Here is a 19,723-nt window from a genome sequence, read left to right as displayed (position 1 = left end):
TTGTTGGGACGACTTAGTTCCACAAGCTCGGGAATGACACAAATAAGTCCGTTCAATGACTGCCATAGGGCGGATGGCCGTGACCGTCCGCTCGATCAAGATCGCTTCTTTCAGAGCGATGGAGCCACGCTGATTGCAACCATAGGCCCAGCCTATTTGTCGACACCCCCGCTCTCGCGAATAGTGCGGTTCGCGGCCGCAAGACCGCACCTCCGAACGAGCCGATAAGGGCAGGCAATGCCCATCAACCAGGGAGTTTTTCCATGCGCCGACTACTGACCGCAGCGATAGCAGGTCTGCTGCCAGCCACTTCCGCAATGGCGGATCCCGTGATGGGAGGGCGCGCGAACATCGTCGTCCAGCCTGAGCCCCCGAGCCTGATGCTCGGCCTGGTCCAGAATGCTCCGACCCAGATGGTCGCAGGTAACATCTACGAAGGCCTGCTGCGCTACGACACCAAGCTGAACCCGATGCCATCATTGGCGAAAAGTTGGGAAATCTCCGAGGACGGCCTGACCTATACCTTCCACCTGGAAGACGGCGTGAAATGGCACGACGGCACGCCTTTCTCGTCTGCCGACGTGGTATTTACCGCCGATGTGTTCCTGCGCGAATCCCACCCGCGCTTCCGCGCCGTGCTCGCGCATGTCGAATCCATCACTGCGCCGGACGACAACACAGTCGTCTTCAAGTTGAAATCGGCCTTCGGTCCATTCCTCAACGCCTTCGAGGTCGGTTCTATGCCGATCGTTCCCAAGCACGTCTACGAAGGCACCGACTTCGCCACCAACCCGGCGAACAACACGCCCATCGGCACGGGCCCCTTCAAGCTCGATGAATGGTCCAAGGGCTCCTACATCAAGCTTGTGAAGAACGCCGACTACTGGGATGAGGGCAAGCCCTATCTCGACGAAATCTATTGGCATGTCATCCCCGACGCCGCCTCGCGCGCCGTGGCCTTCGAAACCGGCCAGGTCGACATCCTGCCGGGCGGCTCGATCGAGAATTTCGATGTGCCGCGTATTACCGCGCTGGAAAATACCTGCTCGACCGAGTCGGGCTGGGAATTCTTCGGGCCGCAAAGCTGGGTGTGGATGAACAACCGCCAAGGGCCCACCGCCAGCAAGGAATTCCGTCAGGCGATCATGTATGCGATCGACCGCGATTTCGTGCGCGACGCGCTTTGGAACGGGATGGGAAAGGTCTCGACCGGCCCGTTCGCCGGTTCGACCCGCTTCTACGACGCCTCGATCGCGCCCTTCAGCTATGATCCCGAAAAGGCGAAGGAACTGGTCAAGGCTTCGGGCTATGACGGCGAGGTCCTGGAGTTCGTGCCCATGCCCTATGGCGAAACGTGGATGCGTCTTGCCGAGGTCATCAAGCAGAACCTGTCGGACATCGGCGTGAATGTCGACATCGTCTCGACCGACGTCGCTGGCTGGAACAAGCGCCTTTCGGACTGGGATTTCGACCTTTCGACCACCTATCTGTTCCAATACGGCGACCCGGCACTGGGCGTGGCGCGGACGTATATTTCTTCGAACATCGCGAAAGGCTCGCCCTGGAACAACGTCGCAGGCTATTCCAACCCCGATATTGACGCATTGTTCGAGAAGGGTGCCGGGACGATCAACACCGATGAGCGTGCTGCCGCCTATACCGAGGTGCAAAGAAAGCTCGCCGAGGATGTTCCGGTGGGGTGGCTTCTGGACATGGGCTTCCCGACCATCACGCGTTGCAACGTCAAGGACCTGATTACCACCGGCATCGGCGTCAACGACGGCTTCAAGAACGCCTATATCGAGAAGTGACGGCGTGACCCCGGCGCAGCGATGCGCCGGGGTCTTTCCGTTCCTGTCCGAGGTTTCCCGACATGAAGATCATCACCCGCATCGCCGGGCGATTGGTCAAAGCCGCGATTGTGCTGCTGGCCATTCTCGTCCTGAACTTTCTCCTGATCCACTCCGCCCCGGGCGATCCCGCCACCGTCATGGCTGGCGAAGCGGGGGCGACCGACGAGCTGTTCCTTGAGCAGCTGCGCATCAAGTTCGGCCTCGACCAGCCCCTTTACGTTCAGCTCTGGAAATATGTCTCGGACGTGGCCAGGTTGGATCTTGGCTTTTCCTATCGTCAGCAGATGCCGGTGCTGGACCTGATCCTGGATCGTCTTCCGGCAACGCTCCTTTTGACCGGATCGGCCTTCCTCGTGTCGCTCGTGCTCGGCGTTCTGGCCGGCGTGCTCGCGGCCAGCCGCGTCGGGAGGTGGTCTGACACGCTGATTTCCACGGTTGCGCTCATCTTCTATGCGACGCCTTTGTTCTGGGCTGCGCTCATGGGGGTGCTGCTGTTTTCGGTGACGCTGGGTTGGCTGCCGCCCTTCGGCTTCGAGACGGTCGGCGCAGGATATACGGGCATGGCGCGCGCAATGGATATCGCCCGTCACCTCGTCCTGCCGGCAGTGTCGCTTGGATTGTTCTTCACGGCCGTCTATTCCCGCATGACCCGCGCCTCGATGCTCGAGGTGAGCCAGATGGATTTCGTCAAGACGGCGCGCGCGAAAGGACTGTCTCCGCGCCTGATCCAGCGCCGCCACGTCCTGAGAAACGCGCTGCTGCCGATCGTCACGCTGGCGGGGCTCCAGGCCGGGCAGCTTGTGGGCGGCGCCGTCCTGACCGAGACCGTCTTTGCCTGGCCGGGAATCGGGCGGCTAATGTTCGAGGCACTGGCCCAACGTGACTACAACGTACTGCTGGGCGTCTTCTTCGTCTCGGCAGCCATGGTGATCGTCTTCAACATGATCACCGACCTGATCTACGGGATCGTCGATCCCCGAATCCGCGTCCAGTGAAGGGGGAAACGATGAAGGATTTCTGGCGTCGTTTCGCCTCGAACAAGGGCGGTGTAATCGGGCTGACCCTGCTTGCGTTAATCGTGGCCGTTGCGCTGCTCGCCCCGCTTTTCTTTCCGGGCAATCCCTGGAAGATGGTCCAGCGGCCGTTTCTGCCACCGTTCGACAATATGGCTTTCCCGCTGGGAACAGACACCGTCGGGCGCGACGTGGCTGCGGGTCTCGCGCATGGTGCGCGAGTTTCGCTGCTGGTCGGGCTGGTTTCGACCCTGGCCGCTTTGCTCATCGGTATCCCGATCGGCGCGGTCGCGGGGTATTTCGGCGGCTGGGTCGATGACCTGCTGATGCGCGTGACCGAGTTCTTCCAGACAGTGCCCAGCTTCGCACTGGCCATCGTCATCGTGGCGATCTTCCAGCCCTCGGTCGTGTCGATCACGCTGGCCATTGCAATCGTGTCCTGGCCACCGGTCGCACGGCTCGTGCGTGGCGAGGTCATGTCGCTGCGCAAGCGCGAATATATCGAGGCCGCGATCCTGCAAGGCCTGCCCGCCGGTCAGATCATCCTGCGCCAGGTCCTGCCCAACGCAATCTCACCGATCATTGTGATGGCCTCGCTGATGGTCGCCTCGGCCATCCTGCTGGAAAGCTCGCTGTCCTTCCTGGGACTGGGCGATCCGAACCTCATGTCCTGGGGCTACATGATCGGCGCGGCGCGCACGGTCATCCGGCAGGCATGGTGGCTGTCCTTCTTTCCCGGCGTGGCGATCCTCATAACCGTCCTGGCACTCAACCTTATCGGTGAAAGCCTGAACGACGCGATGAACCCCCGCCTCGCGCGGCGGCGTGCCTGATGGAGGCCCAGATGGAACCCACACTCAGCATCGAGAACCTGACGCTGGACCTGCCCGAGGGCGCGGATCGCCCGCATGCCGTCCGCGATGTCACGCTGAAGCTGTTTCCGGGGCGGACGCTTTGCATCGTCGGCGAATCCGGATCGGGGAAATCCATGTCCGCGAACGCGGTCATGGGGCTGCTGCCGCAGGGGGTCACGGTTGGCGCAGGCCGGATCATGTTCCAGGGACGGGACATCACGCGTCTGACGGAAGAACAATACCAGGATCTGCGCGGTCAGGGTATTGCAATGATCTTCCAGGAACCGATGACCGCGCTGAACCCTCTCATGCGGATCGGTGCGCAGATCGCCGAGGTTTACGAGGCCCATGGCCTCCTGACTCCGACCCAGCGGTCGGCGCGCGCGCTGCAACTTTTGCGCGAAGTCGGCATTCCCGATCCAGAACGCGCCCAGAACGCCTATCCCTTTCAGCTGTCGGGCGGGCAACGTCAGCGCGTCGTGATCGCGATGGCCCTTGCGCTTGAGCCGAAGGTTCTGATCGCGGACGAGCCGACGACCGCGCTGGACGTTACCACCCAGGCGCAGATCCTGTCGCTGATCAAGGATCTGCAGACCCACCACGGCATGGCGGTCATGTTCGTGACCCATGACTTCGGCGTCGTGTCCGAGATCGCTGATGACGTCGCTGTCATCGAACTGGGCGAGTTGGTCGAACAAGGACCGGCCTCGAAGGTCCTCGTCGCGCCGGACCATCCCTATACCCGCCGCCTGATCGACGCGATCCCGCGTGTCGAATTTCATCCTGCCCCGAAACGTGATGAGCCACTGCTTCGGGTGCGGAACCTGGTTAAGGAGTTCCGCACGGGCGAGCGCGTGGTGAAGGCCAGCGACAATGTCACGATTGATCTCATGCGCGGCGAAACTCTGGGCATCGTTGGTGAATCCGGGTCGGGCAAGTCGACGCTGGGCCGCGCCATTGTCCAGCTTGTCGAGCCAGACGGCGGCAGCATCGAGATGGATGGGCAGGATATCTCGAACCTGCGCGGAGCAGCACTCAAGGCGCATCGCAAGCGGATCCAGATGATCTTTCAGGACCCCTATGCTTCGCTGAACCCACGCGCGCGGATCGGCCGCATCCTGACCGAGGGCCCCATCTCTCATGGCAAGAGCCGTGCCGAGGCGCAGGCCCGCGCGCGCGAGCTTCTGACCCTTGTCGGGCTGGGGGAGAGCGCCATGAACCGTTTTTCACACGAGTTCTCGGGCGGACAACGCCAGCGGATCGGCATTGCCCGCGCACTTGCTCTGGAACCCGAAATCATCGTGGCGGATGAGGCGGTATCGGCCCTTGACGTCTCGGTTCAAGCTCAGGTTCTGGACTTGCTCGAAGACCTCAAGGAGCGGCTCGGCCTCACCATGATCTTCGTCACCCATGATCTTCGCGTCGCGGGCAAGATCTGTGACCGGATCGCAGTGATGCAAAAGGGCCGGGTTGTCGAACTGGGCAGCGCGAAGCAGGTCTTCCTATCGCCTCGCGAAGCCTATACCCAAAGCCTGCTTGAAGCCGCACCCGGACTTGAGCTGGAGGCAGAGGAATGACCGAACTGATCGAGGATCTCGCCGCCATCGTGGGTGCGGCAAACGTGTTGACCGGCCGCGACACGGCGCGCTGGGATCGCGATTGGACCGGTCACTATACGGGCGCGCCGCTTGCCGTGGTGCGCCCGGCAAATCGCGACGAGGTGTCGGCCGTGTTGCGCGTTGCCCATGGGCGCGACCTGCCCGTGGTCCCGGTATCCGGCAATACCGGATTGAACGGGGGCGCCCTGGGCAGCGGTGCGATCATGCTCTCGGTCGAGCGGATGAACCGCATTCGCGAGATCCGTCCCGAGGCCCGCGTTGCGGTGGTCGATGCCGGCGTCATCGTCGATGCATTGAACGTTGCTGCCGAAGAACAGGGACTGATCTTTCCGCTGGCTTTCGGAGCAAGCGGCTCGGCGATGATCGGCGGGGTCCTTTCGACGAACGCCGGCGGCGCGAATGTCTTGCGATATGGCAATACGCGCGATCTCTGTCTCGGTGTCGAGGTGGTTCTGGCCGACGGTCGCGTGCTCGACCTGATGCAGGCGCTTCACAAGAACAATTCGGGCTTCGACCTGCGCGACCTTGTGATCGGTGCCGAAGGTCAGCTTGGCATCATCACGGCTGCAGTCATGAAGCTGCAACCGCGCCCGGCCGAGCGCGTGACGGCCATGGTCGCCATGACGCAACTTGACCGCGCCCCGGATCTGCTTAACGCGCTGCAAGACGCGACGGGCGGCGCGGTGGTTGCCTTCGAGTTCATGCCCCGCGCCTTTGTCGAGGGACATTTCGAAGTCGACCCGAAGGCGCGGGAACCCTTCGACGCGCCGCATGAGGTCAACCTGCTGGTCGAACTCGCCGCCGCAAGGCCTGGCACACTGGGCGCGGTGCTCGAAGAAGTTCTGTCCGAGTGGTTTGAAACCGGCGGGGTTTCCGACGCGGTGATCGCTCAGAACGAGGCCCAACGCAGCGAGATGTGGGCGCGACGCGAGGCGGCCGCCGAGATTGCCTTCCGGCGCGAACCGGCTCTTGATACGGACATCGCGGTGCCGATCGACCGCGTGGCCGATTATCTGCGCGACATCGAGCCAAGGTTGCGGGCAGTCGATCCGCGCTGCGACGTGCTTTCGGTTGCTCATCTGGGTGACGGGAATATCCATTACACCTGCTACCCTTCCGCCAACGAACCGGGACTGATTGCAGCGCTGCGTGCCGAAATTGACTCTCTCGCGGTTGAAATGAACGGGACATTCTCGGCAGAACATGGCGTCGGCATCTCGAAACTGGCCCCCATGGCCCGCTTCAAGGATCCGGTCGCGTTGCAGGTGATGCGCGAAATAAAAAAGGCGCTGGATCCAAAGGGAATTCTGAATCCGGGCAAGACCCTGCCCGTTGCCGTGGAGGGCGAGATATGAAGGCGGTATTCGACGAACGGCAGCGCAAGCACGACCCCCAATTCCGGTTGGCAGACGGAAAGGTGATCCTGAACCCCGACCGGCCCGAGCGGGTAAACGAATTGCTGCGCGGGCTTAGGCAGGCCGGACTTGAACTGAATGCCCCGATGGATCATGGCATGGCACCTCTGGCCGCAGTCCATACACCGCGCTATCTGGCCTATCTGAAGACGATCCATGCGCGTCGCTCGGAGCAGGTCGCGGATCTGGGCGAGGTCGTGCCGGGGCGCATTTCGCCGGATCGGCGGGTGCACTATTCGTATGATGCCGAAGCCCAGATCGGATTTCACAACGCCGATACGTCCTGTCCGATCTCGGAACATAGCTGGGATGCGATCTACTGGTCGGCGCAGACTGCATTGACCGGAGCAGGCATGATCCTGGACGGAGCGGATGCGGCCTATGCCCTCTGCCGCCCCTCGGGCCATCACGCCTACCGCGAGGTCTCGGGTGGTTTCTGTTTCCTGAACAATTCGGGGATCGCGGCCGAGTTCCTGCGCGCACATGGCCATCGCCCGGCCATCCTCGACATTGATGTGCACCATGGGAACGGGACGCAGGGGATCTTTTACGATCGGGACGACGTGCTGACCGTCTCGATCCATGTCGATCCCGCCGAGTTTTATCCCTTTTACGCGGGCGGGGCGCAGGAATGCGGGGAAGGTCGCGGAGTTGGCTACAACCTGAATCTGCCGCTAGCTCGTGGAACCGGCGACAAAGGCTATCTGGAAGCAGTGGACCGCGCACTCGAGCAGGTCTCGGCCTATGGGGCCTCGGTGATCGTGGTCGCGCTTGGTCTTGACGCGCATGAGGACGATCCCTTTCAAGGGCTCAAGGTCACGACCGAGGGCTTTGCCCGGATCGCCGGCAGGATTGCCAAGCTCGATATCCCGGTCCTGAACGTGCAGGAGGGAGGCTACATGCAGCCGAGCCTCGGCGACAATCTTGGCAGCTATCTGGCCGGGTTGCAGAACGCGCGCCAGTCGGCCACGCACTGAGCCCGGCGCGTGCGCGGCAAGGCGTCAGATCCCTTCATCTGCGGACAGCTTGGCCGAGCGGATCAGTCCGAACAGGTCGCGGGGATCTGCGGGCGCGGCGATCAGGTCGATTTCATCGTAGAACGGAGTCTCTGCGACGACATCGCGGATATAGCGCAGCGCCGACAGATCCTCGGTCGCGAAACCGACTGAATCGAACAGGGTGATCTGCTGGGCATCCAACCTGCCCGGCAGTTCGCCCGTGATCACGCGCCACAATTCGGTCACCGGGAAATCGGCCTCCATCTGCTGGATCTCGCCTTCGATCCGGGTCTGCTCGGGGTATTCGACGAAGACTGAAGCGCGTTTCAGGATATCGGCCTGCAACTCGGTCTTGCCGGGGCAGTCGCCCCCGATCGCGTTGATGTGCACGCCGGCCCCGACCATGTTGTCGGAAAGAACCGTGGCATTCTGCTTGTCGGCGGTCACCGTGGTGATGATGTCGACCCCCATGACCGCGTCGGCCGCGCTTTTGCACGGCGTGATCCTCAGGCCGAGCCCTTCCATGTTGCCAAGGAATTTCGCCGTCGCCTCGGGGTCGATATCATAGACGCGAAGCTCTTCGATGCCGCAGATGACCCGGAATGCCAGGGCCTGGAACTCGGACTGTGCACCCAGGCCGATCATCCCCATGACGCGGCTGTCGGGGCGGGCAAGATGCCTGGCCGCTACGGCTGAAGTCGCTGCCGTGCGCAGGGCCGTCGTGATCGTCATTTCCGAGATGAATTGTGGATAGCCGGTTGCCACATCCGCCAGCATGCCAAAGGCCGTCACGGTCTGAAGACCCTCTCGCATGTTCTTCGGATGACCATTCACATATTTGAACCCGTAAAGCGTGCCGTCCGAAGTCGGCATGAGCTCGATCACCCCATCTGCCGAATGGCTCGCGACCCGTGGCGTCTTGTCGAAAAGCGGCCAGCGGCGAAAATCCTCTTCGATGTAATCCGCCATACCTTCGAGCATGCTCTCCACCCCGCGCGATGCCACAAGGCGCACCATGTTCTGGACGCCCACGTAACGCACGCTCTGCGAGGGATTGAAATGCATGTTCATGATTGGCTCCGCTATTCGTGACGAGCCAAGGATAAAGGTCGCAAATATCTTGCAACAGTTGAAAGATTTGCTGAAACGTGTAGATCATCAAGCAATATGATAACATCGGCTTAGCACATTGCCATGCATCTGCTTGACGATCTCGACCGACGGCTGATCGCCGCGCTACGCGAGGATGGCCGCGCGCCAGTTTCGAAACTGGCGACGATCCTTGGTGTTTCGCGCGCCACGGTCCAGACCCGGCTTGATCGTCTGATGGATACCGGCGCAGTTCTGGGGTTTACGATCCGCGCACGCGAAAACGTCACCGAAGCCGTGCAGGCCGTAATGCTGATCGAGGTGAATGGCAGGTCGACGACCCAGGTCATCCGTGCGCTAAGGGGCCTGCCCGAATTGCATTCGCTGCACTCTACAAACGGCAAATGGGACCTGGTTGCACAACTTGCCGCAGATAACCTGCCCCATTTCGATCGGGTTCTGCGCGAAGTGCGCGAAATCCAGGGCATCACGAACAGCGAAACCAGCATCCTTCTGAGCCAGGTCTGACCCCTATCACTGGCAAGGGCGGCCCCATTTCGGGGCCTGACCCTTTCAAGGTGCGTCAGCTTCCCGCGAAAAGCTCGGACATCTCGTTGCGCAGCAGGTTCTTTTGCACCTTTCCCATCGTATTGCGCGGAAGCTCCGCCACCAGCGCGATATGCTTGGGCTGCTTGAACTTCGCGAGGCTCTGACCGAGCGCTGACCGGATCGCCTCAAGATCGGGGCTTTCGTTGGATTCGGGAACAAGAATGGCGACGACACCTTCGCCGAAATCGGGATGAGGCACACCGATCACCGCACTTTCCAGGACCCCCGGCTGTTCGTCCAGGATCAATTCTATCTCCTTGGGATAGACATTGTATCCCCCGGTGATGATTAGGTCCTTCTGCCGCCCGACGATGCTGACGTAGCCATCGGCATCGATGACGCCGATATCGCCGGTGATGAAAAACCCGTTCTCGCGCAGTTCCTCGCGCGTCTTCTCGGGCATTTCCCAGTAACCTTTGAACACGTTGGGGCCACGCACCTCGATCATGCCCGGCTCTCCCTCGGGCAGGGTTGCGCCCGTTGCCGGATCGGTGATCTTCACCTCGACCCCCGGCAGCGGCATGCCGACCGTGCCGGCCCGACGATCGCCTTCGTAGGGGTTCGACGTGTTCATGTTGGTTTCGGTCATCCCGTAACGCTCGAGGATGCGGTGGCCCGTCCGATCTTCGAACTGGCGATGCGTCTCGGCGAGGAGCGGGGCCGAGCCCGAGGTGAAAAGCCGCATATGGCCGACGAGATCGCGCGTGAAGCGCGGATCGTCCAGAAGCCGAGTGTAGAACGTGGGCACGCCCATCATGCTGGTCGATCTGGGCAGCCACGAGATGACCTGATCCAGCTTGAAGCCGGGCAGGAACACCATCGTGCCACCCGCCAGCAAAAGCACGTTCGAAGCCACGAACAGTCCATGCGTGTGAAAGATCGGCAATGCGTGCAAAAGCACGTCGGCATCGGTGAAGCGCCATTCCCGCACCAGAACCTCGGCGTTCGAAAGCAGGTTCGACTGACTGAGCATCGCCCCTTTGGAGCGCCCGGTCGTCCCCGAGGTGTAGAGGATCGCGGCAAGATCGTCGGGCCGACGTTCGACCGGAGTGAAATCCTCTGCGGCTGCGGCCAGGTCGGAAAGCCCGCCCTGCCCCGCGCCGTCGAGCGTCTGGAACTGCGCCCCATTTCGCGCGGCAACTTCGCGCAGCGCATCTGCGCGGGCCGGGTCCCCCACCAACAGTGCTGCGCCGGAGTTTCCGACAAAGTAATCGATTTCATCTGCCGTATAGGCCGTGTTGAGCGGCAGAAAGACAACGCCTGCCGCAACCGCGCCCAGATACAGTGCCAGCGCCTGGGGTGACTTCTCGATCTGAACAGCCAGGCGGTCACCGGGCTTTACGCCCAGACCCGTCAGCGCCGAGGCATATTCCATCGCCATGCGATGCAGCGCCTTGCCCGAAATCTCATTGCCTGTGGCGTCAATCAGCGAGGCCGTGTCGCGCGAGGCCAGCGGCGCAACAAGAGCGTCGTAAAGCGGGTTCGTCATTGTTTTCTTCCTGTCGTCTGACCCTGCATCAGCAGGGCGTGAGCCTGTTTCGAGGCCGCCACCTTGCGCTCGGTGACAAAACTCTCGTTGTTCTGTTCGACCTTTTCGAGGTCGTAAAGGTAGTTGACCATTGCGGTCCGGCTCTGGCGCAAACCATTGGGCGAGATATCGGCAAGGGCATGGATCTCATGCAGTAAAGCGCCATTGCCCAGATGGAACCGCGCCACCGGATCGACGGGTAGCCCGTCCGAGCGCTTGGCCTTCAGCAGATATTCCGCGGTCAGCTTCCGCAGATCATCGGCCAAGGCTTTGATCGCGGCGGGTTCCTCGGCCCTGAGCAGTGCCTCGGCTTCGGGTCTCTGGGGCGCGAGTTCCTTGAGCCAGCGTGCAAGACCAGGAACAGGAGAAAGTGTCACGAAACGGCTGACCTGCGGCAGGTCGCGCTTCAACTCCTCGACCACCTGCTTGATCAAGGAATTTCCGAATGAGATGCCGCGCAGCCCTTCCTGGCAATTCGAGATCGAATAGAAGACGGCTGTGTCGAAAGCGGATTCGGTTTCCCGCTCTTCGGCAAGCAATGCCTGCACCGATCCGGGTACCCCTTTGCACAACGCGACTTCGACGAAAATGAGCGGCTCTTCAGGCATGGCGGGATGGAAGAAGGCAAAGCAACGCCGGTCCGAAGGACGCAGCCGGCGCTGCAGATCATGCCAATCGTTGATGGCGTGAACCGCCTCGTATTCGATGATCTTTTCAAGGATGTTGGCAGGGGTGCGCCAGTCGATGTGGCGCAGGACGAGAAAGCCTCGATTGAACCAGCTGGCAAACAGGTGCTGGAAATCGGCGTCGATCACGCGAAGGCGCGGTGTATCCGGCACCAGGCGCAGCAGATCCAGCCGCATCCGGACCAGTTCCTCGGTCGCGCCCGGTGCCTGGTTCAGGCGCCGCAACAATTCCTGGCGACGTGGCTCTGCCTCACGGCACAGCCGATACAGATCCTCGGGAGAACGGGTTGTGCCGTATTTCGCGGCTGCTTCAGCCACGGCCACGGGATCAAGATCCAGATCCTGCGCAAGATGCTGGAAGAAGGACACGCGCTCATCCAGGCTCATGGCGCGATAATGGGACAGGATGTCTCGCGCAAGCCTCACACCCGAAATCTCGCCCTGCGAGGACAAGAGCGCCTCGCAAAGCTCGCTGATCGGGCGTTTGCTTGGACCCGGCGGGCTGGCGGGGCGACGCTCGAACAAGGTCGCCATCAGGTCCGAGAAGAATGCGATCCGTGCCATATTTTCCTCCCTACAGCGGACCCATCACCAGCGTCGGCAACCAGGTCGCGAGGCCGGGAAACAGGCAAAGGATGATGATTGCCGCGAACATGCAGCCGACGAAGGGCGCTGAGCCAAGAAGGATCGCGCGCAGCGAAATATTCGGCGCGATCGAGTTGATGACGAAAAGGTTCAGCCCGACCGGCGGTGTGATCAGCCCCACTTCCATGTTGATCGTCAGGATGACCGCAAACCAGTAGGGGTCGAACTGCGCGGCTTCGAGGATCGGCATCAGGATCGGCGCGGTCATCAGGATCACCGCGACCGGCGGCAGAAAGAAACCAGCGACCAGCAAAAAGAGGTTGATCAGCGCCATGAGAACCCAGCGGTTCACCTCGAGCCCGGCGATCCATTGCGCGATCGACTGGGTGATGAACAGCGATGACATCATGTAGGCAAAGACGCCTGCCGCGGCCATGATGAACAGGATCATCACGCTTTCTCGGGTGCTGTCGCGCAGGATTCCCCAGATCGCACGCGGGTTCCAAAGCCGGTAGATGATGATCGCCATGACCAGGCAGAGAACCGCGCCGACGGCGGCCGTCTCGGACGTCGTGGCGATGCCGCCATACATGAAATAGAGCACGCCCGCGATCACGGCGAGGAATGGCAGGATGCGCGGCAGGATTTCGAAACGTTCGCGCATCGAATAGCTGCGGGGTGACAGGACGGCGGCATTCCCCGACCGCCATGTCGCATAGATGGCCCATGCCATGAAAAGCCCGGTCAGCAGGAAGCCCGGAATGATCCCCGCCAGGAAAAGGCGCCCGATCGAGGTCTCGGTCGCGATGCCATAGACGATCATCGTGACGGAAGGCGGGATCAGGATGCCAAGCGTTCCCCCGGCGGCGATCGAACCCGCGGCAACGCCGTCGGGATAGCCGCGTTTCTGCATTTCGGGGATACCCATCTTGCCGATGGCGGCGCAGGTCGCGGGCGATGATCCGGACATGGCCGCGAAAAGCGCGCAGGCGCCCAGGTTCGACACGACAAGCCCACCCGGCACGCGGGTCAGCCAGCGTTCGAGTGCCTCGAACAGGTCGGCCCCGGCGCGGGTCGAGGCAACGGCTGCCCCCATGATGATGAACATGGGAATTGAAAGGATGGCGAAGCTGTTCAGATCCGCAAAGAAGATCTCGGGTATCATTTCAAGCGAACGCGTGCCGTCGAAGATCAGCAGGAACGCAGCCGCGACGATCAGCAGGCCCACGGCCACCGAAACGCCCGAGAACAGGATGACGATGGTGGCCAGCGCCACCAGAAGGCCCAGGGACAAAGGGTCCATTCATTCCTCCCTGATGCCGAAGGGGGGCTCGGCACCGGTGACGAGTTTCACCAGATCGGCGATCAGCTGCAGCAGGAACAAGCCGAACCCGAGCGGCAGGGAAAGGTAGGGAATCCAAAGGGGCGGCGCCCAGACGGTCGAGGATTTCCATTTCCGGTCAAAAGCCTGATGCCAGACCTCGTAGGAATACCAGACGATGACCGCGGTGACCGCGATTGTCGCGATGAGCACGGCATAGCAAAGCACGCGACGCGCCCCTGGCTTCAACGCCATCGGAATCAGATCGACATTCACATGGCCACGCAGGCGCTGCACATAGCCAAGGCCCAGCAGGGTCGCCCCGATCATCAGGTAGATCACGGCCTCGGTCTGCCAGATCGTCGAACGTCCAAGGACGTAACGCACGAAGATCATGTGGCAGGTGACCAGAAGCGCGATGATGGTGAAGGCTGCCGCGATCCACCCAAAGAAGGTCGTCAGCGCCTCGACAATGCGCACAAAGGCATTCGCGTCCTTTCGGGACGTCGCCGCCGTGTAGGATGCGGACATTCGACTTACTCCGTAGCGAAGTCAGTGGGCGCCCTGCGGCGCCCGCCTGCTTCATTCGACCGACAGCGCCATGTCGAGCAGCTTCTGCCCGTCCGGCACGTCCTTGACGAACTCCTTGTAGGAGGATTCCTGGGCAAGCGCCTTCCAGGCGTCAAAATCCTCGGGCGACATCTGCGCGATTTCGACGCCGGCCGCCTTGAACACTTCGACCGAGGCCGCGTCTTCCTTCTTGGCCTCTTCCAGATAGTAAGCCTCGGCCTTGGCGGCGGCTGCGCGCAGAGCTTCCTGCTGCTCGGGTTTCAGGCCGTCGAAGGTGGTCTTGTTCACCAGAAGCGGCTGGTACATGAACCAAAGCGCCACGTCGCCTGCGGGCGTGTAACACTTCGCAAGCTCCTGCAGCCGGAACGAGACGAAGGACGAAGACGAGGTGTTCATCGCCTGCAGCACGTTCTGCTGCATCGCATTGTAGGTCTCGGACGAAGGCATCGAGGCGATCGACGCGCCCGCCGCCTGAAGCATTTCTTCGAAGCCCTTGCCCGCGGCGCGGACCGTCTTGCCCTTGACGTCATCGGGCTTGGTGATGCAGCCATCAACACTTGCGAAGCCGCCAGCCAGATAGCCATGCACCAGCGTGAGCACGTCGTCTTCGTTCAGGATGCGCTCGATTTCGCCCATGAAGGGCGATGCGTTCATCCGTGCCGCGTGGTCGTGGCTTTTGATCAGCCCGGGCATCAGTGTCAGGTTGTATTCCGGGTGCTGCCCGCCCGCGTAGGACAGGGGCAGGACAGTCATGTCCAATTGCCCCCTGCTCAGCGGCAGATACTGTTCGGTGGCCTTGAACAGTGAACCGGACGGAAAGATCTTGATTGTCAGATCCACGTTCGCCGCCGCGACGTCATCGGCGACCATCTGCGCGATCTTGTGCCGCAGGTCCCCCGGCGCGAACTGGTGGGAAAGGCGCAGTTCCTCGGCCTGAGCCGAAGTGAGCGCAAGACTGAACGGGATCGCGGCAAGTGCCGCAATCTTGGCAAGTTTCATCGAAGACCTCCTCCCAAAGGTATTCGTGATTATTCACGATGGATGCAGCTTGAAGTCTTCTGCATTTCCAGTCAATATTCTTGCATACAAAAAATTACGTTACGAATGCAGGCTACCATGCAGGATCAAAGTGATCATCGGCGCACCGATCGGGTCCGAGAGGCATTGGAAGAAATGATCGTCGAGGGGCGGTTCGCCGATGGCGAAAGGCTCGACGAGGTCAGCCTGTCCAAAAGCTTTGGCGTCTCGCGCACCCCATTACGTGAGGCGTTTCAGGCGCTTGCCACTTCGGGACTTGTCGAAATCAGGGCGAGGCGCGGCACATTCGTCCGATTTCCCTCGCTTGAGGACGTCGTCGAGATGTTCGACGTCATGGCCGAGATCGAGGCACTTTGTGGACGTCATGCCGCGAGACGCATGACGGCGGCGGATCGGGTCGCGATGGAAGCCGGATTGGTCGCCTGCGAGGAAGCAGCAAGCCGAAACGAGGTCGAGGCTTATTACCATGCCAATCACGATTTTCATTCAGCGCTTTACGCCGCCTCGGGAAACCGCTTTCTCGCCCAGGAGGCTGAACGGCTGCATCGCCGCCTGAAGCCCTTCAGGCGCTTGCAGCTGCGTGTGCGCGGAAGAATGCAGGAATCCCTTGCCGAGCACCGCCGCATTTTCGAAGCCCTGCTGGCGGGGGACGAGACGCTCGTTTCCGCGGAGTTGCGGCGCCACATCGCGGTGCAGGGCGACAGTTTCGCCGACCTTGCCGCGAGCTATCGCGCGGCGATCGGAAAGGGCCGCGCGGCTCACGCCTGAATCCAGCGCCATTCGGTTCAGCCGGATGCGACCTGAGACCATTGCGAGGACGCTGAAGCGACAGGATCGAAGCAAAGACTGGTCGCAGGCAAAGCGTCCGGGCTAAGATCGGCTGGCAGCACATGTCCGCAGCTCGCGGACCGGGAAACCCGAGGCGGATTTGGCTACATCAGATGATCCTGACTACAGCTGAGCCAGCAAAGATTTTCCTGCTCCTGATCGCGCTGGCAGGGCTGGTGACCGGATTGGCTACCGATCTGGCAGGGCTTGACCATGTGGCCGATATTGCCTGGACCATTGGAGTGCTGCCGGTACTTGGCGCACTCGTGATCGAAATCATCCGCAGCCTTTGGCACGGCGAAGTCGGATTGGACATCGTCGCAGCCCTTTCGATGAGCGCGGCCCTTGCATTCGGCGAAACGCTCGCCGCGGCTGTGGTCGGGTTGATGTATTCGGGGGGGACGTTTCTCGAAGGCTTTGCCGAGGGGCGCGCGCGTCGGGAAATGCGTGACCTTCTGACGCGCGTTCCACGCACGGCGACCCGTTACGATGATGGCGAACTCGTCGACGTTCATCTGGACCGAATCCGGCCGGGGGACAGGCTGCTGATCAGCCAGGGCGATATTCTTCCTGTCGATGGGACGGTAAGCTCAGACAGCGCATTTCTGGACATGTCCACGTTGACGGGCGAGCCAATTCCGCAACGCCATTCCCGTGGCGCCGAAGTGCTCAGCGGATCGACCAATGCGGGAGAACCTTTCGACATGATTGCGGTCCGCCCTGCGAAGGACAGCACCTATGCCGGGATCGTCCGGCTGGTCGAACAGGCTCAGAAGTCCAAGGCACCGATGTCACGTCTGGCGGATCGCTGGTCGCTCGGATTTCTGGCCGTGACCGTGCTGATCGCCACCTCGGCATGGCTGATCGCAGGAGACCCGATCCGTGCCGTGGCCGTTCTTGTCGTCGCCACCCCTTGCCCCCTGATCCTTGCAGTCCCGGTCGCGCTGGTGGCAGGTCTTTCCCGAGCGGCCCATTTCGGCGTCCTGATCAAGGGTGCCGGGCCGCTGGAAAGCATGGCGCGTGTCCGCAGCCTGATCCTCGACAAGACAGGCACATTGACCGATGGCCGACCCCGGATCGTCTCGATTTCCTCCGAGGAGGGTTATGCAGAAGATGAGATCCTGCGGCTTGGGGCTGCATTGGATCAGGTTTCGAAACACCCGATCGCCCGTGGCATCGTCGCCGCGGCGCGAACGCGCGGCCTGCCCCTGCCCCTTCCTGAGCGGGTTACCGAATACCCGGGCGAGGGTGTCATCGGCGATGTCGAGGGAAAAAGGATTACCGTAGGGGGCGCGCCCTTTGTCGCCGCTTCGATCGGAGTGAGTTCACCCGACCGATTTGCGATCGAGGCCGGCTCCATCCAGGTCCTTGTGGCCGAAGAAGACAGGCTGATCGGTCAGCTCATCATGGCCGACCCGCTGCGCGACGGGGTAGCCCCGCTTTTGGAAGGCCTTCGCAGGCAAGGGATTGAGCGAATTTATCTTGCCACTGGGGACCGGCCCGAGGTCGCAGAGCGCATCACCAGCGGTCTTGGCCTCGACGGGATCCGCGCCGGGCTGAGCCCGGATCAGAAGGTGCTTCTGGTCCTCAGCCAGCGCAAACACGGCCCTGTCATGATGGTCGGTGACGGGGGGTCAACGATGCACCCGCGCTGGCTGCCGCGGATGTCGGCGTGGCCATGGGGGCTCGTGGAGCGGCAGCTTCGGCCGAAGCGGCGGATGTGGTGCTGCTGGTGGACAGCATCGACAGGTTGGGGGCAGGTCTTCGGATCGCCCGGCGCGCGCGTGGGATCGCCTTGGAAAGTGTCGTGGTGGGCATCGGGCTTTCCGTGCTGGGCATGCTCGCGGCTGCGTTCGGCTTGCTTACCCCCGTCCAGGGAGCGATCTTGCAGGAAGTGATCGATGTCGCGGTCATCCTGAACGCACTTCGCGCCCTTCGGATCTCACCCGATGTTCCGCCAGGCGACGACCTGGAAAGCGCCAAACAGGCAAGTCTCTGACGCGTCAAACCGGCTTTGTTGCGAAACTCTGGTCGAAATGGGCGCCTACGAAAGGAGGATTGCCCGGCCAACAAAGCCCGCAATGCCGTTCTGCGGCCGAGCAGCCGCTTCGCGCGGGCCAATCGGAAGACATGGCCCTTCGCTGCTGCAAATCGTTCGACGGACGCGTCGCCGCAAGGGAACCCGGCCGGCAGACCGCCGAAATCCACATCCGCGTCGCTGTCATGAACCGCTTCAACGCCCTCGGTATAACCGAGATCGAACGTCTGGCATGAACTCAGACGAGAATTTGTTGCGGCATCGACGCGAGACTGCCCGGCGAAATTTGAGATCTTTCGATAATAGAACGTGCGACCAATTAATCCGAAGAAAGTGGAAAATTTCATTGCAACATGTTATGGTCGCCAAATAAAGATCTCCGGCTTTTTTGGTTCATGATGGAGTTTTTCTATGCCGATGGATCGTCGTATCTTTTTCGATCAAGTTCGCCCTCTATTTGGAGGGAGGTTGAATCAGGCCCAGGTTCAGGGAATGGATGCAATCCTGAGCAGCTGGGACCAGAACTCGCCAATCGGCGACTCACGATGGCTGGCCTATATGCTTGCCACCACCTTCCACGAAACCAATAGAACCATGCAACCGGTGCGCGAAGCCTACTGGCTTTCCGAAAACTGGCGCCGCAACAACCTTCGGTATTACCCCTATTATGGAAGGGGTTACGTCCAGCTCACCTGGGCAGAGAATTATGCAAAGGCGGGCCAGTTTGTCGGGGTCGACCTCGTCAATCGTCCCGATCTGGCGATGGCGCCCGACATCGCCGCAACCGTCATGTTCTTCGGGATGCGCGACGGCTGGTTCCGCGGCGACAGTCGCGGACGACAAAAGCTGTCGCGCTACTTCAACCAGTCAGTTGATGACCCGATCGGCGCCCGTGAGATCATCAACGGGCGCGAATTCAAGCGAATCAACGGGCGAACGGTGTTGCTGGCAACGGTGATCGCACAGTATCACAACACCTTCCTCCGGGCGATCCATGCGGCGCAGCGCGTCGGTCTGCCACGCCAGCGCGCCTTCGGCATGGGGTTCGAACCCGAATTCATGGCACCCGGCATCGGCGACATGTTCGGCCCGGAACTCGGGGAAACGGGGGCGATGCAAATGCCCGAACTGTCAGAATCCGTAGCCGGTTTCGACGACATGACTGCGGACGACGGAGTCTTCCTTGGCCGCGTTGGGCCAGTAGCCGCGGACATTGACGAGGGCCCGAGCCCGGAATCCGAAGAGACCTATCTTGTCGATCGCACGGTCGAGATCGTGACCGCCTTTTTCACCTCGAACGAGGTGAAACCGGCCGAGCTTCCCACATTGCTGACCAGCGTCCATGAAGCACTCAGCACAATGCTCATGCCCATGGATGAGGAAGAAGAGGAAGCCGACGACGAAGAAGACGTCACGGCCCCGCCCGCACCAGAAAAACCCAAGCCCAAATCGCTGCCGGCCCGGAAGCGCACAAGGACCTCACGCGGCAGATCTTCCGGCGCACGGACGACCGAGCCGGCCTGAGTCCGGCGCGGTGTCGATCATGTGGCAGGACCGGTGCTCTGCATCTGTCGCCAGATAAAGGAAAAGGCTGTGAAAGGGCGGTCATTAATTCAGCGTCCATGCGCTGATAAAAAGAATATTCAACCCATTACCGAAATAAAGATCGTTTTCTTCGA

Annotated in this window: 15 protein-coding genes and 2 pseudogenes; 11 read left to right on the top strand and 6 right to left on the bottom strand. The window is 61.4% G+C overall.

Annotation, left to right across the window (positions count from 1 at the left end):
- The first annotated feature begins 263 nt into the window (after positions 1-263).
- The 6 genes from RGQ15_RS15680 (at position 264) to RGQ15_RS15655 (ending at position 7,731) form a co-directional block, all read left to right on the top strand.
- On the top strand, positions 264-1,811 hold the full coding sequence (locus RGQ15_RS15680; protein WP_409201345.1) for an ABC transporter substrate-binding protein: 1,548 nt from the start codon (positions 264-266) through the stop codon (positions 1,809-1,811).
- Positions 1,812-1,873: 62 nt separating this feature from the next.
- Positions 1,874-2,848 carry an ABC transporter permease gene (locus RGQ15_RS15675; protein ID WP_311161499.1) on the top strand — a complete coding sequence of 325 codons (975 nt, stop codon included), beginning with the start codon at positions 1,874-1,876 and terminating at the stop codon, positions 2,846-2,848.
- Between the two features lie 11 nt (positions 2,849-2,859).
- Positions 2,860-3,699 carry an ABC transporter permease gene (locus RGQ15_RS15670; protein ID WP_311161497.1) on the top strand — a complete coding sequence of 280 codons (840 nt, stop codon included), beginning with the start codon at positions 2,860-2,862 and terminating at the stop codon, positions 3,697-3,699.
- A gap of 11 nt (positions 3,700-3,710) precedes the next feature.
- Positions 3,711-5,297 carry an ABC transporter ATP-binding protein gene (locus tag RGQ15_RS15665; RefSeq protein ID WP_311161495.1) on the top strand — a complete coding sequence of 529 codons (1,587 nt, stop codon included), beginning with the start codon at positions 3,711-3,713 and terminating at the stop codon, positions 5,295-5,297.
- On the top strand, positions 5,294-6,694 hold the full coding sequence (locus tag RGQ15_RS15660; RefSeq protein ID WP_311161494.1) for an FAD-binding oxidoreductase: 1,401 nt from the start codon (positions 5,294-5,296) through the stop codon (positions 6,692-6,694). The genes RGQ15_RS15665 and RGQ15_RS15660 overlap by 4 nt, the downstream gene beginning before the upstream one ends.
- Positions 6,691-7,731 (top strand): histone deacetylase family protein, encoded by a 1,041-nt coding sequence (locus RGQ15_RS15655; RefSeq protein ID WP_311161493.1) that lies wholly within the window; start codon positions 6,691-6,693, stop codon positions 7,729-7,731. Before RGQ15_RS15660 ends, RGQ15_RS15655 begins: the two co-directional genes overlap by 4 nt.
- A gap of 24 nt (positions 7,732-7,755) precedes the next feature.
- Here RGQ15_RS15655 and RGQ15_RS15650 read toward each other — a convergent pair whose 3' ends face one another.
- Positions 7,756-8,823 carry an ornithine cyclodeaminase gene (locus tag RGQ15_RS15650; RefSeq protein ID WP_311161491.1) on the bottom strand — a complete coding sequence of 356 codons (1,068 nt, stop codon included), beginning with the start codon at positions 8,821-8,823 and terminating at the stop codon, positions 7,756-7,758.
- A 123-nt stretch (positions 8,824-8,946) separates the two neighbouring features.
- Between RGQ15_RS15650 and RGQ15_RS15645 the strand changes: the two genes are divergently transcribed.
- A complete protein-coding gene (locus RGQ15_RS15645; RefSeq protein WP_311161489.1) occupies positions 8,947-9,369 on the top strand; it encodes an Lrp/AsnC family transcriptional regulator in 423 nt (140 codons plus the stop codon).
- Positions 9,370-9,424: 55 nt separating this feature from the next.
- On the opposite strand, the gene RGQ15_RS15640 is transcribed toward RGQ15_RS15645, so the two are convergent.
- Genes RGQ15_RS15640 through dctP form a run of 5 tightly spaced genes read right to left on the bottom strand, consistent with a single transcriptional unit; the run spans position 9,425 to position 15,139 of the window.
- Positions 9,425-10,939 (bottom strand): malonate--CoA ligase, encoded by a 1,515-nt coding sequence (locus RGQ15_RS15640; protein ID WP_311161488.1) that lies wholly within the window; start codon positions 10,937-10,939, stop codon positions 9,425-9,427.
- The gene (locus RGQ15_RS15635) at positions 10,936-12,219 is read right to left on the bottom strand and encodes a malonyl-CoA decarboxylase (protein ID WP_311161737.1); all 1,284 of its coding nucleotides are present in this window, start codon (positions 12,217-12,219) and stop codon (positions 10,936-10,938) included. Before RGQ15_RS15635 ends, RGQ15_RS15640 begins: the two co-directional genes overlap by 4 nt.
- A gap of 19 nt (positions 12,220-12,238) precedes the next feature.
- Positions 12,239-13,552 (bottom strand): TRAP transporter large permease, encoded by a 1,314-nt coding sequence (locus tag RGQ15_RS15630; protein WP_311161487.1) that lies wholly within the window; start codon positions 13,550-13,552, stop codon positions 12,239-12,241.
- Positions 13,553-14,101 carry a TRAP transporter small permease subunit gene (locus RGQ15_RS15625; protein ID WP_311161486.1) on the bottom strand — a complete coding sequence of 183 codons (549 nt, stop codon included), beginning with the start codon at positions 14,099-14,101 and terminating at the stop codon, positions 13,553-13,555.
- Positions 14,102-14,152: 51 nt separating this feature from the next.
- A complete protein-coding gene (gene dctP / locus RGQ15_RS15620) occupies positions 14,153-15,139 on the bottom strand; it encodes a TRAP transporter substrate-binding protein DctP (RefSeq protein WP_311161485.1) in 987 nt (328 codons plus the stop codon).
- Positions 15,140-15,256: 117 nt separating this feature from the next.
- Between dctP and RGQ15_RS15615 the strand changes: the two genes are divergently transcribed.
- The 4 genes and pseudogenes from RGQ15_RS15615 (at position 15,257) to RGQ15_RS15600 (ending at position 19,568) form a co-directional block, all read left to right on the top strand.
- Positions 15,257-15,946, top strand: a complete 690-nt coding sequence (locus RGQ15_RS15615; protein WP_311161483.1) for a GntR family transcriptional regulator — start codon at positions 15,257-15,259, stop codon at positions 15,944-15,946.
- 173 nt (positions 15,947-16,119) lie between these two features.
- A pseudogene (locus RGQ15_RS15610) lies at positions 16,120-18,005 on the top strand (heavy metal translocating P-type ATPase).
- 33 nt (positions 18,006-18,038) lie between these two features.
- Positions 18,039-18,280, top strand: a pseudogene (locus tag RGQ15_RS15605) (IS5/IS1182 family transposase); the annotation flags it as partial.
- Positions 18,281-18,536: 256 nt separating this feature from the next.
- Positions 18,537-19,568, top strand: coding sequence for a glycoside hydrolase family 19 protein (locus RGQ15_RS15600; RefSeq protein WP_311161481.1), 1,032 nt, complete (start codon positions 18,537-18,539; stop codon positions 19,566-19,568).
- Positions 19,569-19,723: the final 155 nt, after the last annotated feature.

Source organism: Paracoccus sp. MBLB3053 (assembly GCF_031822435.1).
Taxonomy (GTDB): domain Bacteria; phylum Pseudomonadota; class Alphaproteobacteria; order Rhodobacterales; family Rhodobacteraceae; genus Paracoccus; species Paracoccus aurantius.
This window is presented reverse-complemented; position numbering and strand designations above follow the sequence as displayed.